Genomic DNA, 17,545 nt, shown 5'->3' on the forward strand with positions numbered 1-17,545 from the left:
CTTGGTAGATATTCATGGCTAGCTTGGAGCGAAAACGCTAATTGGGTGCGTTACCTAAACATTACCCTCCTGATACTTGCTCCAGATCGCTCGTAAAAGCCGTCATGATGTAACTGCCGCATCGGAAAAGACCTCATGTGTCTGAGCTCATGCTCGACATGGCCTGGCGGCGAACTGATGTCCCTCCACCAGCGGGAGCTTGGGCTGCTGGCAGAGGGCAGGCATCTGGCACGATCGCTTCCAGAGTAGGACGCGCTACACCCAGCGCCGGAACAACAGGCTGGCATTCACCCCGCCGAAGCCGAAGCCATTGGACAGCGCGTGTTCCATCGGCCAGCGCCGGGCTTCGCCGCGAACCAGGTCGAGGCCCTCGGCGTCGGTGTCGGGCGTTTCCAGGTTGAGTGTGGCGGGGGCGAGCTGGTCGCGCAGTGCCAGGACCGTGAAGATCGCCTCGATGCCGCCGGCGGCGCCCAGGAGGTGGCCGGTGGCGGATTTGGTCGCGCTGATGGCGAGCCCGCTGCCGGCGCCGAACACGGCCTTGATGGCGGCCAGTTCGCCCTTGTCGCCTACTTGGGTGGAGGTGGCGTGGGCATTCAGGTGTTGCACCGCGGCCGCTTCCACGCCGGCCTGGCGCAGCGCCTGCTGCATGGCCCGGCGGGCACCGCTGCCATCTTCCGGCCCGGCGGTCATGTGGTAGGCGTCGGAGCTGGTGCCGTAGCCCACCAGCTCGGCGATGGGCCTGGCGCCGCGCGCCAGGGCGTGCTCCAGTTCCTCGATGACCAGTAGGCCGGCGCCTTCGCCCATGACGAAGCCGTCGCGGGCCTGGTCGAAGGGGCGCGAGGCGCGTTCGGGGCTGTCGTTGAAATCGCTGGACAGGGCGCGCGCGGCGGCGAAGCCGGCCAGGCTCACCCGGTGGATGGTCGCTTCCGCGCCGCCGCAGAGCGCCACGTCGACCTCTCCCGCGCGGATCATCCGCGCCGCGTCGCCGATGGCCTGCACGCCCGCCGCGCAGGCGGTCACCGGGGCGCCCAGCGGTCCCTTGAAGCCATGGCGGATCGACACATGGGCGGCCGCCATGTTGCAGAGAAAGGACGGGATGGTGAAGGGCGACAGGCGGCGCGGTCCCTTGCCGTCGGTGGTCCGCACCGCTTCGGCGATGGCATGGAAGCCGCCCACCCCGGAGGCGATGACGGTCGCCGTGCGCTCCTGCGCCTCGGCGCTCTGCGGCGCCCAGCCGGCCTGGGCCAGGGCCTCTTGCGCGGCGGCCAGGGCGAAGAGGATGAAGCGGTCCATCTTGCGTTGTTCCTTGGCGGCCAGCAGCAGGTCGGGATCGAAGCCGGCCTGCGGGTCCTGGACACGGTCGGGGACCTGGCCGCCGATGCTGATGGGCAGGTCGCCGATCAGCTCCGCCGGGAGCGTGGCGATGCCCGATTGCCCGGCCAGCAGGCGTTGCCATATGGGTTCGACTCCGCAGCCCAGCGGGCTGACCGCGCCCATGCCGGTGACGACGATACGTTTGCTCATGAGGGTCCGAGTCCTTCTGTTCCGTTGGAATAGCAGTCAGTGGACGTAACTATCATCATGAAAGTAACATGCGGACCAGCACTTTGTGAGCCTCGCCAAGGAAGAACCATGCAACGCAAGACCTTCGCCGATGCCGAATGCCCCATCGCCCGCAGCCTGGAACGGGTCGGCGAATGGTGGAGCATCCTGATCATGCGCGATGCGCTACAGGGCCTGCGCCGCTTCGACGAATTTTCCCGCAGCCTGGATATCGCGCCGAACATGCTCACCCGGCGCCTGAACGCGCTGGTGGAGGCGGGCCTGCTCGAACGCCAGCCCTACAGCCAGCGCCCGCTGCGCTATCAGTACGTGCCCACGGCCAAGGGCGAGGATTTTCGCGTCGTGCTCATGGCTTTCGTCGCCTGGGGCAATCGCCACTACGCAGAGGAAGGGCAGAGCGTGCAGCTCGTCGAGCGAACAAGCGGGCGGCCGGTGCGCTCGTTCATGGCGGCTCTCGCCGATGGCCGAACGGTACCGCTGGAGCAATGCACCGTGCAGGCCGGGCCTGCCGCCAGCGAGGAAATGCGCCAGCGCCTGGCGGCCATGCCGGAGCGGAGCGAGCTACCGGCTCGATGAACGGGCTCCCTGGCGTCCGCCGCCTGGTCGAGGAGACGGACGAGGCGTTCGTGGTTCTGTTCCTTGTAGCTGGCCATCGTTCGCGGTCGTGGTTGGGAAAAACGCGATCGTCGAGGCTTGCGCATGGCGCTGGCAGGTCCGCCTCGCGAGCCGTTCGGCAACACCGCGAGCCCTCGGCCTGCTAGAGTGTGCAGCCTCGTTCGCGGAGGTCTGCATGCGTATTCTCGCCGATGAAAACATTCCCGTGGTCGACGCCTTCTTCGCCGACCAGGGCTCCATTCGCCGCTTGCCCGGGCGCGCCATCGACCGCGCGGCGCTGGCCGAGGTCGACGTGCTGCTGGTGCGCTCGGTCACCGAGGTCAGCCGCGCCGCGCTGGCCGGCTCGCCGGTGCGCTTCGTCGGCACCTGCACCATCGGCACCGACCACCTCGACCTCGACTACTTCGCCGAGGCCGGCATCGCCTGGTCCAGCGCACCCGGTTGCAACGCCCGCGGGGTGGTGGACTACGTGCTCGGCTGCCTGCTGGCGATGGCCGAGTTGCGCGGCGCCGACCTGGCCGAACGCACCTATGGCGTGGTCGGCGCCGGGCAGGTCGGCGGGCGGCTGGTGGAGGTGCTGCGCGGGCTGGGCTGGAAAGTGCTGGTCTGCGATCCGCCGCGCCAGGCACGCGAGCCGGACGGCGAATTCGTCTCGCTGGAACGGCTGCTGGCCGAGGCCGACGTGATCAGCCTGCACACTCCGCTGAACCGCGACGGCGAACACCCGACCCGCCACCTGCTGGATGAGCCCCGCCTGGCCGCCCTGCGTCCCGGCACCTGGCTGGTCAACGCCAGCCGTGGCGCGGTGGTCGACAACCAGGCCCTGCGCCGCCTGCTCGAAGGCGGCGCCGACCTGGAAGTGGCGCTGGACGTCTGGGAAGGCGAACCGCAGGCCGACCCCGAGCTGGCCGCGCGCTGCCTGATCGCCACGCCGCACATCGCCGGCTACAGCCTGGAAGGCAAGCTGCGCGGCACCGCGCAGATCTACCAGGCCTACTGCGCCTGGCGCGGCATCGCCGAACGCGTGAGCCTGCAAGACGTGCTGCCGGAAACCTGGCTCGCCGGCCTGCAACTCAACCCCGGCTGCGACCCGGCCTGGGCGCTGGCCACGCTGTGCCGCGCGGTATACGACCCGCGCAGCGACGACGCCGCCTTCCGCCGCAGCCTGACCGGCGACAGCGCCAACCGCCGCGCCGCCTTCGACGCCCTGCGCAAACACTACCCGCCGCGCCGCGAGATCACCGGCCTGCGCGTCGCCACCGGTGGACAGGCGGGGTTGCAGCGGGTGGTGCGGGCGCTGGGGGCGCAGTTGGTGTAGGAACGTGCGACTGGTTCGATTCCTGTCTCCGCACCTACCCGAGCAACTGCTCAGGCGTCTCCTGCCGCCGATAGGGAAACACGTCGATCACCTTGCCCTCGCGGATCTGCTCCTGGAGGCCCTGCCAGTATTTGGCGTCGTAGAGGTTGCCGTGCAGCTTGGCGAATAGCCGGCGCTGGTTGAGGTCGACGAACAGGAAGCGCGGGAATTCTTCCGGGAACACGTCGTTGGGCCCCACCGAATACCAGGGCTCGGACGACATCTCGTCCTCGGGGAAGCGCGGCTCGGGGATGTAGCGGAAGTTCACCTCGGTGAGGTAGCAGATCTCGTCGTAGTCGTAGAACACCACCCGGCCATGGCGGGTCACGCCGAAGTTCTTCAGCAGCATGTCGCCGGGGAAGATGTTCGCCGCCGCCAGTTGCTTGATCGCCAGCCCGTAGTCGTTCAGCGCCTCGCGGGTCTGCGCCTCGCTGGCGTTCTCCAGGTAGATGTTCAGTGGGGTCATGCGCCGCTCCGTCCAGCAGTGGCGGATCAGCACCACGTCGCCTTCCATCACCACCGTCGACGGCGCCACTTCCAGCAGTTCGGCCAGGCACTCCGGCTCGAACTTGCTCACCGGGAAGCGGAAGTCGGCGAACTGCTGGGTGTCGGCCAGGCGTCCGACCCGGTCGTGGTTCTTCACCAACTGGTACTTCTGGATCACCGTGGCGTGGTCGACGCTCTTCGACGGGTTGAAGCGGTCCTTGATGATCTTGAACACCGTGTTGAAGCCGGGCAGGGTGAACACGCTCATCACCATGCCGCGCACGCCGGGGGCCATGACGAAGCGGTCGTCGGTGGTCGCCAGGTGGTTGATCAGGGCGCGGTAGAACTCGCTCTTGCCCTGCTTGTAGAAGCCGATCGAGGTGTACAGCTCGGCCAGGTGCTTGCCCGGCAGCAGACGCTTGAGGAAGGCCACCAGCTCGGCCGGCACCGGCACGTCGACCATGAAGTAGGAGCGGGTGAAGGAGAAGATGATCGAGACTTCCGCCTCGTCGGTGATCACCGTGTCGAACTGGATGCCGTGGCCCTCGCGGTGCAGCAGCGGGAACACCAGCGGCCACTGCTCGTCCGGGGTGAACAGGCGGCCCACCAGGTAGGCGCCCTTGTTGCGATAGAACACCGAGCCGATCAGCTCGATGGCCAGGTCCGGGTCCTTGCACACCCAGTCCGGCAGGTTGCTGTGCAGCAGTGCGTCGATCCGTTCGAGGTCGCGCTCGCGGTCGTCGTAGGGCACGTCGAAGCGGTAGTCGTCGAAGATCTTCTCCAGCGCCTGGCGCAGGTCGCCGCCCGGCCGGTAGGTGCGGGTGTAGGGCGCGCGGGCGTGGGCGCGCAGCGAGGGCCGGGTGGTGTGCACGAACATCGTGCCGTCGCTGATGTTGTCGTGGCTGAACAGCCCGCAGAAGATCGAGTTGAACCAGGTCTCGGCCAGCTCGTCGTCCAGCCGCAGGTCGATCTGCGCGATGTAGGCGCTCTTGATGATCGGCCAGCGCTCCACGTCCAGCAGCTCGCTGTCGGCCAGCCCCGCGCGCAGCCCGGCCACCGTCTCGGCGACCTTTTCCTCGTAGAGGTTGATCCGCTGCGCCGAGGCGCGCTGCGCTTCCTGCCACTGCGCCTGCTCGAAGCGGGCACGGGCGCCGTCGGTGATCTCGCGGAACTGCTCTCGGTAATCGTCGAAACCGCGCAGGATGAGGGCGGCGATTTCGCTGGCTGGGGCGCTCTGGACCATGCTGGCGTCCTTTCGTTGTTCGAAGGTCGAGCTTAGCCAGAGCCGCGCGGCAGGGAAAGCGCGATCTCCGACCGGCTGGTCGAGCCCGGCGCAGACGCTTATGCTGGGTGGCCAGACAGCCCAGGGATGACCGCAATGACCGCCGAATCGCCGACGATCCGCCTCGAACGCTACAGCGAACGCCACGTGGAAGGCCTCACCGCCCTGTACAACGACCCCGCCGTGGCCCGCCAGGTCCTGCAGATGCCCTACCAGTCGGTGGAGCAGCGCCGCAAGCGCCTGCACGACAGCGCGGATGACGACCGCCTGCTGATCCTCGTCGCCCTGCACCAGGGGGACGTCATCGGCAGCGCCAGCCTCGAACAGCACCCGCGCATCCGCCGCAGCCACAGCGGCAGCATCGGCCTGGGCGTCGCCGTCGCCTGGCAGGGCAAGGGCGTCGGCAGCCGTCTGCTCGGCGAACTGCTGGACATCGCCGACAACTGGATGAACCTGCGCCGCGTCGAACTCACCGTCTACACCGACAACGCCCCGGCGCTGGCGCTGTATCGCAAGTTCGGCTTCGCGACCGAAGGGGAGATGCGTGACTATGCGGTGCGGGATGGGCGCTTCGTGGACGTGTACAGCATGGCGCGCTTGAGGAGGGTCGAGGGGCGGGTGGGGGAGTGAGGGTGGCCGGGAGGCTGCCTCCGGCCAGCAGCGGCCAGTTTGCCCGGCAAATGAATCCGTCCCCAACCTTTCACTCGGAAGTTCGTCGATAGCAGGATGTGCGCGTGACCCGCTCAGTGGTTCAACTTGAACATATTGGCGTGAACGCAATAGGGGACTGCATAGCGGGTCGTCAGGTGGTTCTCCAGTTCCGTAGCTGCCGAGGCGAGGTTCGTCAATTCGTGAACGCCGGAGTTGGGATCGAAGAAATAGAGATCGCTACCGTCATAGACAAGCGCCACCGAGTGGGGCGTAGGGCTTTGCATGGCGACCAGGGCCGCGCCGCGCCGGCTGCGAATCAACAGTTGGATGGTGTGCGTCAGCAACTGGACGAAGCCTCCCTCGAAGAAGGAAGACAAGGTTCCAATCGATTTGCATCCCAGGGTCTGTGCCTCCTGTGAGTAGAGGTTATGAAACGCCTGGATCGCCTTGCCCTGATTGCGAATACCGGGAAGGTTGCCCCCGCTGGGGTTGCTGATCGGCACGCCGTCGATACCGGTTTCATAGGTGCCGGAACTCATGAGACCCCCACAGATCTGGTCCTGCAGATCCATGATTCGCTCAACCTTCCCACCGATATTCCGCTGTTGCATCAGGTCGGCAAGTCCTGGCACCGGACCCAGGTCGAGCGCGCGCATGCAGAAATAAAAGGAAATGCCTTCGCAGGAGCCATCATGCCGTGCGTTGAAGTCACCTTGCTTGCAACCCAAAATGAGAGTGATAGCCATACCATGCTCCTTGCTTATTCGCGGCTTTCACGACCAGCTTCGATTGGCCGAGCCGGATATTCGAAGTGCGTCCTGTTCGAGGAACGGCCACTGAAGGCGTGCAACCGCAATCAGGCAGGCGCCTGACGCTTCAAAAAGAGAAAAAGTATTGGGCGCAGGGCCAAGTGGATGGCCTGTCGCCCCCCGAAGAATAGCTGCCCCCAAGCGGCTGCTTTGGCTGAAAGACAACCTGGGATCGACGCTGGCCAGAATCGGCTTCGGGCCGTCGCGAAACCGGGCCCGACAAGGAATGAAGGTGGAGTCGGAACATGAGTGATTACATCGAGACCCTGCGCTCGAAATACGATGCCCACTTCGGCAGCGAACCGAGCACGGTCTTTCCAGGCCACGAATACTGGGACGATAGCGCTGGCGTGCCGGCGATCGACGTATTCGTCTACCGCAAAGAGGACACGGGCAGGCCGCACGATGTGCTGATCACCGCCGGGATGAGCCGCCAGCCCATGGACTTCCTGCCCACCTATGAAGGAGAGCGCTGGGCGAGCGAACTGATCTGGTATTTCGACGAGGCGGACCGGCGCGACCTCCAGACCACCCAATGGCTGGCCGGGCTTCCGTTCTACGACAGGTTCGTCCTGGGCTTCGGGCATACGGTGCACTTCGGCATGCCGATCTTCGAGGGTGGGCACCTGTGCCATTTCCTGCTGCTGAATACCCTGGTGAAGATCGATGCGCGGCTGTTCGACGATTTCCACGCGGCAGCCCATCCCGTCGACCTGTTGTGGGTCGTGCCGCTTTCCGAACGGGAATACCGGCTCAAGCGCGAACAGGGAATCGATGGATTGATGCCGGTCTTTGCGGAAAACGCGCATCCGGTGACAGTGGACAAGCAGCGCGGCTGTTATCTGGGAGGCGAGGGCGCGTGACGAAGGATCCTGCGACGGACAGCGGCCTGAACGTGCGCCTGGTCGCCGCGTTCGCCGGCTGGAAAGGCATTCCCTGGCTATGCTGGGCCCACAGCGACCTGTCCCCGCGGCTGGTCCTGCATGCGGACCGTGTCGAGTTCCGCGTCATCCGCACGCGCTCGAAGCCGTATTCCAGCATTTCCCGGGTGGACTATCGGAAATGGCACTACACCGAGAACATCGTGCTGGAGTTCACCGACTCGCTGACGACCTTCATCGGCAATACGATGAATCCCGCCACGGCACGGCAGGCGATTCGGTACTTGCAGGAAAAGGGCTGTCCGTTGTCGGAGCGGGCCAGCAACCTGGCCATGGCGTAGGGCGGATAACCGCAGTGCGGTTATCCGCCGGTTCGGCGCGGTATCGGCGGATAATGCCGTGGAATTATCCGTCTACGACTTTCCAAATCTCATCCATCCGTCGACCGCGTGACCTCTTCCCACGCCGCGATTTCCTCCTCCAGCGCCTTCAGCTTCTGCCGCACCAGCCCCAGTGCATCGCTGCCCAGCAGCAGGTGCGCCGGCGGGTTTTCCGCGTCGATGGCCTGGAGCATGGCGCGCGCGGCCTTGCGCGGGTCGCCCGGTTGCTTGCCGCTCTTTTCCTGGCGCGCCTGGCGGACCGGGTCGAAGAGCGCGTCGTAGTCGGCGATGGTGCGCGGGCTGCGGACCATCGAGCGGCCCGCCCAGTCGGTGCGGAAGGAGCCGGGGGCCACGGCGGTGACGGCGATGCCGAGGCCGGCCACCTCCTTGCCCAAGGCTTCGGAAACCCCTTCCAGGGCGAACTTGCTGCCGCAGTAGTAGGCGATGCCGGGCATGGTGATGTAGCCGCCCATGGAAGTGATGTTGAGGATATGACCGCGGCGGCGCCGACGCATGTAGGGCAGCACGGCCTGGATCATCGCGACCGCGCCGAACAGGTTGACCTCGAACTGCCGGCGCATCTCGGCCAGCGGCGACTCCTCGAGGATGCCTTCATGACCATAGCCGGCACTGTTCACCAGCACGTCCAGCGGACCGATGTCGCGCTCGATGGCTGCGACCGTCGGCTCGATGGCGGCGAGGTCGGTGACATCCAGCAGCCGGCCGAAGGCCTGGCCCGGCGCCACGGCTTCCAGTGCGCTCCTGGCCTCCTCGCTGCGCACCGTGCCCACCACGCGGTGACCGGCATCCAGGGCCTCGCGGGCCAGGGCCTGGCCGAAGCCGCTGCTGGCGCCGGTGATCAACAGGGTCTTGCGAAACGACATGGTGTGACTCCGTTATGGGGGAATGAGTGCACAATACGCAGAAATGTCCCTATCTCAGAGACCGGAATCTCTCGTTTCATTGCCTGATTCTATGAGCGCATCACCGCCTGATTCAGAAGCCATCCGCTCCGCCGACCGACAGCGCATGGTCGCGTTGCTTGAAAACCTGGCGCCCCAGGAGGGCTACAACCTCACCGGGCTCGACAGCGTCCGCCTGCTGCGTTCGGATCGTCCGCTGGCGCGGACGCCGGTGCTCTACGATCCGGGGATCGTCATCGTTTGCCAGGGGCGAAAGCGCGGCTATTTCGGCGAGCAGATCTACCTGTACGACGAGCAGCACTACCTGGCCGTGGCGGTGCCGGTGCCGTTCACCATGGAGACCGATGCCACGCCAGAGCGACCGCTGCTGGCGATCTACCTGCACCTGGATTTCCCGCTGGCGGCCGGGCTGGCGGTGGAGATCGACCGTCAGCGCGCGCTTGCGCAGGTCGAAGCGCCACGCAGTCTGATGTCCAGCCCTATGGACGCGCCGCTGCGGGCATCGGTGTTGCGCTTCCTGGAGGCGCTGGGCGATCCGCTGGAGACAGCGATCCTCGCGCCTGCGCTACTGCGCGAGCTGTACTTCCGCGTGCTCACCGGCCCTCAGGGCGGCGCCATGCGCGCGGCACTGGCCATGCGCGGGCGCTTCGGCAACATTGCCCGGGCGCTGCGCCGCATCCACGCGCAATACGCCGAGCCGCTCGAGCTGGCGCAACTGGCGGGCGAGGCGGGGATGAGCGTGCCGTCGTTCCACAGCCACTTCAAGGCGATCACCCAGACCTCGCCGATGCAGTACCTGAAGTGCACACGCCTGCATCAGGCGCGTCTGCTGATGGTGCGCCAGGGCATGAGCGCCCAGGCCGCCTGCCATGCGGTCGGCTACGCCAGCGCTTCGCAGTTCAACCGCGAGTTCAAGCGTCTGTTCGGCCGCTCGCCGCTGGCAGAAGCCCGGCGCCTGCGCGCGGGGTTCTCGCTGCCGCCGGCGCAGGGGGGAGAGGAGTACGTGTCGTCGCATTAGTGGGGAGCGGACGCTGAGGTGGGCCCTTGCCATAGAAAATCGGCCTAGTGGCGCCCGGATGGGTTCGGACGAGGAAAAAGGAACGGATCCAACCGGTCATGCAACACTTTTCAGTTCCACTACAGGCAGATTGAGCTCGGACGACACGACCCCGTCGCGTTGCAAGGCCCGCCACAAGCTTCAACAGGGGCTGCTTTGAAGTGGCTGCGTGGTCAAGGGCCCGAACCGAAAATAGTACCTCTGTGCTATTCGAGCTTCTTCGCCGCGACGCTATAGTCCCGCCCTTGATCCCCGCGTTTCGCGGAAACCGGTTGTGCAGGACGCACGCGACTTGGAAGGAACCATGACTCGGCAATCCGTACTCGCCACCGGCCCGGAGGCCAGCGATTGGTGGTGCTTCGGCAGCGGCGACGAGCCGGCGCGCGAGTCGTTCTCTGCCGGTGGGCGTTCGCTTGCGGCGTCGAGGAAACCCGTCGGCGCACAGAGCGGAATGGCCGTGGCCGAGCAGGCGAACCGCGCGCAAGCGTCCGGGCAGGACGCCGCGCCGGGCCTGCGAGCCTTCGACCTGCTGCCTGGCAACCCGCCGAAGAACCCCTAGACACGGAGTCAACCCATGCGCCGGATATTCATCGCGCCGTTACTGGCGTCGCTTTCCCTGGGCGGCTGCATCCAGATGGACACGCTGCCCGAGGTCTACGCCCGCAGCCAGTGGAAGGGCCGTTCCGCCGAGGAAGCGATAGCCTTCTTCGGTACGCCGCAGAACATGGAGCGCACCGCCGACGGCTCGCAGGTGGTGATGCAGTGGTACACCGACACCAGCTATTCCCGCTATGAAGTGGTGGGCTCCAGCTCGGAGATGCAGGGCAACGTGATGGTGAACACCAACTACTGGGATACCGTCAACCACCCCAATCGCTGCATCATTTCCGTCACCGTCGACAAGAGCAAGCGGATCACCCAGTTCGAGGCCGACGACGGCGAGTTGCTGCTGTCCCACGGCTGCGCCGGCATGAAGTACGGCCCGCCGTAGGCCTGCGCTCCTCGACCTGCCTTGCCTCAGGAAGCGTGGCTGGCGGCCTCCGGGCGCTCGCGCAGGGCGCGCAGGGTGGCGCGCAATTCCGTGGGGCGCACGGGCTTGGAGAGCAGGGCGATGTCGGTGTCTTCGACGCTGGCCTGGATACGCTCGATGTCGTGGCCGCTGATCACCAGCGCCGGTATCGCCTCTCCGCGTTGCCGCCGTACCCGCTCGATGCACTCGACGCCGGAGGCGTGGGGGCCGAGGTCGTAGTCGACGACGAGTATGTCGCAATCGGTTCGCCAGCCGTCCGCCTCGGTTTCCGCCTGGACCGTGCAGCCCCAGCGTTCGAGCAACGCCGAGGTGGCGCGCAGGACGTTGCGATCATCTTCCACCAGGCACACCCGCAAGCCGGTGAGCAGGCCGGCCTGCAGGGGATCGTCGCGGCGGGGCAGGGCTTGCGCGGCGACTGCCGGCAGGCCGTGCAGGGTCACCGCGGTGCCGCGTCCGACCCGCGAGCGCAGCGTCACCTCGATCCCGGTCAACTGCCCCAGGCGGCGGACGATGGACAGCCCCAGGCCGATTCCCTCGACGTCGCGGTCGCGCGTCTCGCGTACCCGGTAGAACTCCTCGAACACCCGCGGCAGGTGTTCCTCCGCGATCCCCCGGCCCTGGTCGTAGATGGCTACGGCCAGGCCGTCGCCTCGCCGCCGCACGCCGATCAGCAGCGGGCGCTCGGCGGCGTACTTGAGGCTATTGGAGAGCAGGTTCTGCAGCATGGTCGACAGCAGCCCCGGATCGGTTCGCGTCCACAGGCGGCAAGGGCGCAGGCGCAACTCCACCCCGGCCCAGCGCGCCGCCTCGGCGTTGCGCCGGACCAGGTCGCGCAGCAACTCGCCCAGGTGGACGTTCTCCTGCTTGGGCTGGAGCCGGCCGTTGTCGAGGGTGTAGAGATCGAGGATGGAGCGGAACAGTTGCGAGACGTTGAGCAGCGAGCGGTCGATGTTGTCCACCAGGCGCCGTTCCTCGTCGCCCAGGCGGGCGTCGCGCAGGCAGGCGGTGAACAGGCCGATGGAGTGGATCGGCTGGCGCAGGTCGTGGCTGGCCTGGGCCAGCAGGCGCGATTTCTCCTGGTTCGCCTGCAACGCTTCCTCGGTGGCCTTGCGCGTGCGCTCCAGCAGGAGGTGCGCGTAGAAGGGAATGACGGTGCTGGTGGTCATCAGCATCAGCACCATGAACGGCTGAGCCTGCCAGGCCGGGGTCAGGCGATAGATGACCAGTAGCGCGAGCAGCGCCAGGGCGGTGGCGATGGCCAGGTAGCGCGAGCCGTAGCGCATGCCGTTGCCCAGGTTGATCCAGACCATCACCGCGTACAGCGGCAGCGCCGCCTCGCCGCCCACGATCAGGCCGAACGAGGTGCCGGCGTAGTCGTGCAGCATGCAGAAGATCCGCCGCGCCGGGTAGTGCCCCGGCCAGCGCACGATGGCCTGGCGCAGCAGTATGGAGGCGATCAGGAACAGGCCGTAGTAGGCAACGATCGGCAGGTAGGTCTCGACCTTCAGGCCGGGCAGCAGGCCGATCAGCACCACGTAGAGAATCGCGCAGGTGGCCACGATCAGTCGCAGGTTGGCCTGGTCCAGCTCGGTATTCTTCTCGAACTTCATGTGCACCTCCGTGTGCATGGGAGCGCCGCGCGCCTTTTCCTCTGTTTCGCCCCCTTCGTCACGAAGACGGACGAAGGGTGGGCGCGGCGGTAGCGGGCTAAGGTAGCATGCGCGGCGGAAACTGCGACTCCTGGAGACTACAAGAATGACTGGCCGCATCATCGTCGCCGATGATCATCCGCTGTTTCGCGAGGGCATGCTGAGTATCCTCCAGCGCCTGCTGCCCGAGGCCAGGATCGAGGAGGCCGGCGATCTCGCCGGGGTCCTGCGCCTGGCTGGCGAAGGCGAGCAGCCCGATTCGCTGATCCTCGACCTGCGTTTCCCCGGCCTGACCCGCATCGAGATGCTCGCCGACTTGCGCCGCCGGTTCCCGCGCACCACCCTGATCGTCGTCTCGATGGTCGACGACCCGCAACTCATCGGCGAAGTGATGAACGCAGGGGCCGACGGCTTCCTCGGCAAGAGCATCGCGCCCGAGGAACTCGGCCAGGCGATTCTGGCCATCCGCGCCGGGGAAGTGCTGGTGCGCTACGAACCCTCCGGCCTCCTGCCGCTGCAGCCCAGCCCGCGCCTGGAGGGGCTCACCGAGCGCCAGCTGGATGTCCTGCGCCTGCTGGCCCAGGGCAAGAGCAACAAGGAGATCGGCCGCGCCCTGGACATCTCCCACTACACGGTGCGCATCCATGTGTCGTCGCTGCTGCGGGCGCTGGACGTGCCGTCGCGGACCGCGGCGGCGGTGAAGTATCGGGCGGCTCTGGGGCATGGCGACGGGGAGTAGCGGCGGCGATGGGCCCGGCGCCGATCAGACGTCGTGCGCCTTGTCCTTCCGCCGGCATGGGGCCTTGGTCCTAACAGGCCAAGACCATGCGGCTCGGCACGTTCAGTAGCGTTGCGAGTATGGCTTGACAGTCGCTTGACTGCCTGAGTGAGACGGCAGCAGGTCCCGACAGAACCACTTCTGGTCAGACAGCGTTTTCAGAATTTTCTGCGCATACGTTCGAAGGGCGACTTGCTAGAGTCCTCGCTCCATGCCCGCGCAGCTGCATTTTTACAAGTGCGCTGTCCAGCTTAAGGAAAAGCAAAATGTTCGCGCCAGCCAATAGTGCGCACTTTGCGCTATCGATCCCCTCCGTACGCAATGACTTCAAGGTACTGGCTTTCGATGGCACCGAAGCCATCAGCACCCTGTATGCCCTCCGTATCGAACTGGTTAGCGAGAACCCCGATTTCGACCTAGAGGGTTTGCTCGGTCAACCGGCGTTTCTCCAGTTCGGCCTGAGCGGCGAAGGGATCCATGGGCATATCGAAGACGTGTACGTGGGCGAAGCCGGTAGGCGCCTGGCGCGCTATCACCTGACCCTGGTGCCGGTATTGCACTACCTGCAGTTCAGCTTCAACCAGCGCATTTTCCAGCACCTGACAGTACCGCAGATCATCGCACAGGTGCTGGCAGGCCATGGTATCCAGCCTGATGTCTACGTCTTCAATGTCCACACCAGCCCGGAACGCGAATACTGCACCCAGTACGGTGAAAGTGATTTCGATTTCATCCAGCGGCTGTGTGCCGAGGACGGCATCGCTTGGCACCACCAGCATTCAGCGGAGAATCACCTGCTGGTGTTCACCGAGGACCAGGCCTGGTTCCCCTTGCTGGGATGTACGCCATACCGCCAGGATACTGGGACGGTCGCCGATCATCCGGTGGTCAATCGGTTTTCCCAGCGTTTCAGTTCCCGCACCAGCAAGGTGACTCGCCGCGACTACGACCTGAAGCGGCCAAGCCTGTTGCTGGAAAGCCAGTTCACCGCGGAGTTCGAGCCGGCCCTCGAGGACTATCGTTATCCTTCGCCGATCACCACGCTGGAGCGTGGACAGGTGTTGGCCAGACAGGCTCTGGAACGGCATCGTGTCGATTACCAGTTGGCCGAAGGCCAGAGCGATCAGCCGACGTTGCGCAGCGGTCACTTCTTCAAGCTGACCGAACATCCGCGCAAGACATGCAACGAACTGTGGTTGTTGCTGAGCGTCACGCACTCTGGTCGGCAACCCCAGTCACTCGAAGAGTCCGTGACCGGGGATAGCCAGGCAGAAGACCGCTTCACCCAGGGTTATCGCAATACCTTCACCGCCATTCCATGGGATGTGTTTTTCCGGCCGCCGCTGCTGACGCGCCGGCCCCTGCCGGGGTGCCAGACCGCTCGGGTCACCGGTCCGGCCGACGAGGAAATCTTCTGTGATGAATACGGGCGGGTGAAGGTCGAACTGCATTGGGACAGACGGGAACTGGGAAGCGACAAAAGCAGTTGCTGGCTGCGGGTTGCTTCCAGTTGGGCAGGCGAGCGTTTCGGCGCGGTGACCATCCCGCGCGTTGGCATGGAAGTGGTGGTGAGCTTCCTTGAAGGCAACCCGGACCGCCCGTTGATTACCGGTGTCGTGCCGAACAAGACCACGCCTGTGCCCTACGCGCTGCCGGCGAACAAAAGCAGAACCGTATTGCGTAGCCGAAGTACGCCGAACAGCGGCGGTTACAACGAACTTTCGATCGAAGACCGGGCAGGCCAGGAAAAGATCTTCCTGCGCGCGCAGCGCGATATCGAGCAACTGATCCTCAACGACAGTCACACCAGCATCGGCAATGACCGTCACGAACGGATAAGCCGGGACAGCCGCAGCCTGGTCGAAAACGACCGCTTTGAGCAGGTGAACATGAACAGTTCCAGCCTGATCAAGGGCGATGAGCTGCATACCACCCAGGGTGAGCGCCACACCCGGATCGGCGGCAACGAACTGCTTTCCATCAGCGGCGCCGGCAGCATCGCCGTGGACGGCACCTGGGTCGTGCAAGCCGGATCACAGGCCCGCGTCACCGCCACCAATGTGCTAGTCGATGCCGGCGTGAACCTGACACTCAAGGCCGGTGGACAGCATATCGTCATCAACTCCGCAGGGATTTTCAGCAGCGTGCCGATCGTGCAGGGCGGAGCCCCGATGGCCGGCATCGCACCGCAGCAGGCACTCCAGGCTCTGGCCGAAGCAGCACAGACCGTCGTCGCCAATTCGCTGCCTCTCGTGGCTGCCGCCAGGCAACGCGCCGCGGACTTCTGCCCGCTCTGCGAAATCTGTCGCGATGGACTGTGCCGTGTTGGAGGTGCCGCATGACCACGGCCGAACAATGGCTGCAGAAACAAGGCGAGCTGGGCCGATACCTGTACCTGGTACTGGACTCCGATGGCCAGCTCGACGAGCGCGATGCCTTGCTCGAAGGGCGCGAACCCCATCAGTACGGCAATCTGTATAGCGGTACGCCCGCCAGTTCGCTGGCGGCGATAGGTCCCTACCTGTTCCGGCTCGATGCGCTGGACCATCCGGTCATTCAGGCGTTGCTCAAGTCGCCCGAACGTCATTGGGGCTGGCTGGCCAGCAGCGTGAGCAGTGATCTGGAGTCGCTGGCCCGGCATTGGCGCACTCGCCTGGTAACGGGCGAGCGGCCGAACCAGGCGCTTTATCGCTTTCACGACAGTCGCGTGCTGGGTCGCGCCCTGGCACACCTGCAGCCGGAGCAGCGCCCGGCGTTCCTGGGACCGATCTCCAGCGCGTGCTACTGGCTGGCCGGGCGATGGCTCCATGCCGACAACCCCGCCCCTGGCGACCATCCCGTGCCGGCCGAACCGGCGTGGCTCGTTGTCCCCACGGCTTCGGAGACGGCGGCAGGTATTCAGTTCGACAACGCCTGGCGCTACCTGATTGCCGAGTGGACGGAGCCGTTTGCGGAATTGGCCGGGCAGCGGGATGCCGACGCCTGGCTTCGGGCGCAGTTGGAACTGGCCCGCACATGGGGCTGGCGGGCGCCTGAACAGATCCGCTTTCTACTGCTTCAACGCCTGTTCGCATCGGATGACGCCCTGCCCAGGTCCTGGTCACCCCTGCCTGACGAAACCCCCACGACGCATTTCGAGCGTGTGTATCAGGAGGTGCGGTTCTGGCAAGGAGACGCCCCCGTATGATCCGCACCCTTAAAAACATGACCCTTGCCAGTTGCCTTGCGCTGGCCCAGGGCTGCACTGCCCTGGGCACGTCCAACAGTTTTACCGTTACGGCGGACCTGCCACCTGAGTTCACTTACGAAGCCACGGCGACTTATGTGCCGGCCAACGGTGAAACCTGCACGGTGCCGGGGGGAAAGGATACGCAAATTGGCTACAACTCGGGGCGGGAAAAATATGAACGGGATTCGAAGATATTGTTACGTCGTACGGTCAGTGGCTGCCCTTTGGTACTGCAAAACATCGATTTCTATATCTATGGCTGGTATGGCAAGAGTTGGAGGGATTTCGGGCGTGACTCGGCCCTGATCGTCGTACGAGACAAGCTGGTCGAGGTGAAAAAAGGCACTTTCAATGCGGCCGGGGAAAGCGAGTTTGCCGGGCAGTGCCAGTGGCTGTTTCGTACAGCCGGGAAGACCCGTGTTCTGAGAAAGCTCCTCGATTGCAAAAGGATGGATGAGACGGGTGTACGGCGCAAAGCGAAACCTTTCGTGGCCTACACCCTGGACCAACTGCTCGGCAAGACGGTGAAGTTGAGGATCAAGCTGGCTGACGAAGAGAGGCCGGGGTGGGGCGACACTTGGATCAAAGTGCCCGGTGGTTGGAAGCGCTGCATGGGCGAGAGTTTTGACGATCAAAGAGCCTATTGCAACGGCAACTACAAGGATTTCAGCACCTTCAGAATGCCGGATGGGCGCAACTGCACCATCTACCCAGGCTGTACGGAAAACAAGGCGGTGACCCCATGACTCTTGGGCCGATGGAGGAGTGGGATAAGCCGCTCTTCGCTGAGCGTATCCATACCTGCCCGCTGCGCTCGCACTCCAGCAACTTTCAACCCGTGGACGAATAACGTCC

17 protein-coding genes are annotated in these 17,545 nt (G+C 65.2%); 12 read left to right on the forward strand and 5 right to left on the reverse strand.

The window, feature by feature from the left end; all coding sequences use genetic code 11:
• Positions 1-255: 255 nt before the first annotated feature.
• Complete coding sequence (gene fabF, locus FOC67_RS07415) at positions 256-1,524, reverse strand: beta-ketoacyl-ACP synthase II (RefSeq protein ID WP_003109587.1); 1,269 nt, start codon at positions 1,522-1,524, stop codon at positions 256-258.
• A gap of 108 nt (positions 1,525-1,632) precedes the next feature.
• Here fabF and FOC67_RS07420 point away from each other — a divergent pair, with 108 nt between their 5' ends.
• Complete coding sequence (locus tag FOC67_RS07420; RefSeq protein WP_003086962.1) at positions 1,633-2,139, forward strand: helix-turn-helix domain-containing protein; 507 nt, start codon at positions 1,633-1,635, stop codon at positions 2,137-2,139.
• Between the two features lie 214 nt (positions 2,140-2,353).
• Complete coding sequence (pdxB, locus tag FOC67_RS07425; protein ID WP_009314847.1) at positions 2,354-3,496, forward strand: 4-phosphoerythronate dehydrogenase PdxB; 1,143 nt, start codon at positions 2,354-2,356, stop codon at positions 3,494-3,496.
• A 34-nt stretch (positions 3,497-3,530) separates the two neighbouring features.
• On the opposite strand, the gene aceK is transcribed toward pdxB, so the two are convergent.
• Entirely contained in the window at positions 3,531-5,264 is a 1,734-nt protein-coding gene (gene aceK / locus FOC67_RS07430; RefSeq protein WP_003082886.1) for a bifunctional isocitrate dehydrogenase kinase/phosphatase, read from the reverse strand.
• A gap of 135 nt (positions 5,265-5,399) precedes the next feature.
• On the opposite strand from aceK, the gene FOC67_RS07435 reads away from it, so the two are divergent.
• Positions 5,400-5,933 carry a GNAT family N-acetyltransferase gene (locus FOC67_RS07435; RefSeq protein ID WP_031636368.1) on the forward strand — a complete coding sequence of 178 codons (534 nt, stop codon included), beginning with the start codon at positions 5,400-5,402 and terminating at the stop codon, positions 5,931-5,933.
• 113 nt (positions 5,934-6,046) lie between these two features.
• Here the strand turns inward: FOC67_RS07435 and FOC67_RS07440 are convergent, their stop codons facing one another.
• Positions 6,047-6,700, reverse strand: coding sequence for a hypothetical protein (locus FOC67_RS07440; RefSeq protein ID WP_009314843.1), 654 nt, complete (start codon positions 6,698-6,700; stop codon positions 6,047-6,049).
• Positions 6,701-7,008: 308 nt separating this feature from the next.
• Here FOC67_RS07440 and FOC67_RS07445 point away from each other — a divergent pair, with 308 nt between their 5' ends.
• Together FOC67_RS07445 and FOC67_RS07450 are read left to right on the forward strand one after the other, a co-directional pair.
• Positions 7,009-7,626, forward strand: coding sequence for a suppressor of fused domain protein (locus tag FOC67_RS07445; RefSeq protein WP_009314841.1), 618 nt, complete (start codon positions 7,009-7,011; stop codon positions 7,624-7,626).
• Positions 7,623-7,985, forward strand: coding sequence for a hypothetical protein (locus tag FOC67_RS07450; RefSeq protein WP_003082890.1), 363 nt, complete (start codon positions 7,623-7,625; stop codon positions 7,983-7,985). Before FOC67_RS07445 ends, FOC67_RS07450 begins: the two co-directional genes overlap by 4 nt.
• Before the next feature lie 89 nt (positions 7,986-8,074).
• On the opposite strand, the gene FOC67_RS07455 is transcribed toward FOC67_RS07450, so the two are convergent.
• Positions 8,075-8,908, reverse strand: coding sequence for an oxidoreductase (locus FOC67_RS07455; RefSeq protein ID WP_003112398.1), 834 nt, complete (start codon positions 8,906-8,908; stop codon positions 8,075-8,077).
• Between the two features lie 91 nt (positions 8,909-8,999).
• On the opposite strand from FOC67_RS07455, the gene FOC67_RS07460 reads away from it, so the two are divergent.
• The 3 genes from FOC67_RS07460 (at position 9,000) to FOC67_RS07470 (ending at position 10,995) form a co-directional block, all read left to right on the forward strand.
• Positions 9,000-9,965 carry an AraC family transcriptional regulator gene (locus FOC67_RS07460; RefSeq protein WP_003140318.1) on the forward strand — a complete coding sequence of 322 codons (966 nt, stop codon included), beginning with the start codon at positions 9,000-9,002 and terminating at the stop codon, positions 9,963-9,965.
• A 343-nt stretch (positions 9,966-10,308) separates the two neighbouring features.
• On the forward strand, positions 10,309-10,563 hold the full coding sequence (locus FOC67_RS07465) for a hypothetical protein (protein WP_009314835.1): 255 nt from the start codon (positions 10,309-10,311) through the stop codon (positions 10,561-10,563).
• 15 nt (positions 10,564-10,578) lie between these two features.
• Positions 10,579-10,995: a hypothetical protein gene (locus FOC67_RS07470; protein WP_003086969.1), complete on the forward strand. Its 417-nt coding sequence runs from the start codon at positions 10,579-10,581 to the stop codon at positions 10,993-10,995.
• 26 nt (positions 10,996-11,021) lie between these two features.
• On the opposite strand, the gene FOC67_RS07475 is transcribed toward FOC67_RS07470, so the two are convergent.
• Positions 11,022-12,644: a two-component system sensor histidine kinase gene (locus tag FOC67_RS07475; protein WP_003140316.1), complete on the reverse strand. Its 1,623-nt coding sequence runs from the start codon at positions 12,642-12,644 to the stop codon at positions 11,022-11,024.
• A 145-nt stretch (positions 12,645-12,789) separates the two neighbouring features.
• Between FOC67_RS07475 and FOC67_RS07480 the strand changes: the two genes are divergently transcribed.
• The 4 genes from FOC67_RS07480 to FOC67_RS07495 all read left to right on the forward strand — a co-directional run bounded on the left by FOC67_RS07480 (position 12,790) and on the right by FOC67_RS07495 (position 17,436).
• Positions 12,790-13,422: a response regulator transcription factor gene (locus FOC67_RS07480; RefSeq protein WP_009876145.1), complete on the forward strand. Its 633-nt coding sequence runs from the start codon at positions 12,790-12,792 to the stop codon at positions 13,420-13,422.
• 305 nt (positions 13,423-13,727) lie between these two features.
• On the forward strand, positions 13,728-15,803 hold the full coding sequence (locus tag FOC67_RS07485; RefSeq protein ID WP_009314826.1) for a type VI secretion system tip protein VgrG: 2,076 nt from the start codon (positions 13,728-13,730) through the stop codon (positions 15,801-15,803).
• Entirely contained in the window at positions 15,800-16,648 is an 849-nt protein-coding gene (locus tag FOC67_RS07490) for a DUF4123 domain-containing protein (RefSeq protein WP_009314825.1), read from the forward strand. The genes FOC67_RS07485 and FOC67_RS07490 overlap by 4 nt, the downstream gene beginning before the upstream one ends.
• Complete coding sequence (locus FOC67_RS07495) at positions 16,645-17,436, forward strand: hypothetical protein (protein WP_009314824.1); 792 nt, start codon at positions 16,645-16,647, stop codon at positions 17,434-17,436. The genes FOC67_RS07490 and FOC67_RS07495 overlap by 4 nt, the downstream gene beginning before the upstream one ends.
• Positions 17,437-17,545: the final 109 nt, after the last annotated feature.

It is taken from the genome of Pseudomonas sp. FDAARGOS_761 (assembly GCF_013343155.1).
Lineage (GTDB): Bacteria > Pseudomonadota > Gammaproteobacteria > Pseudomonadales > Pseudomonadaceae > Pseudomonas > Pseudomonas aeruginosa.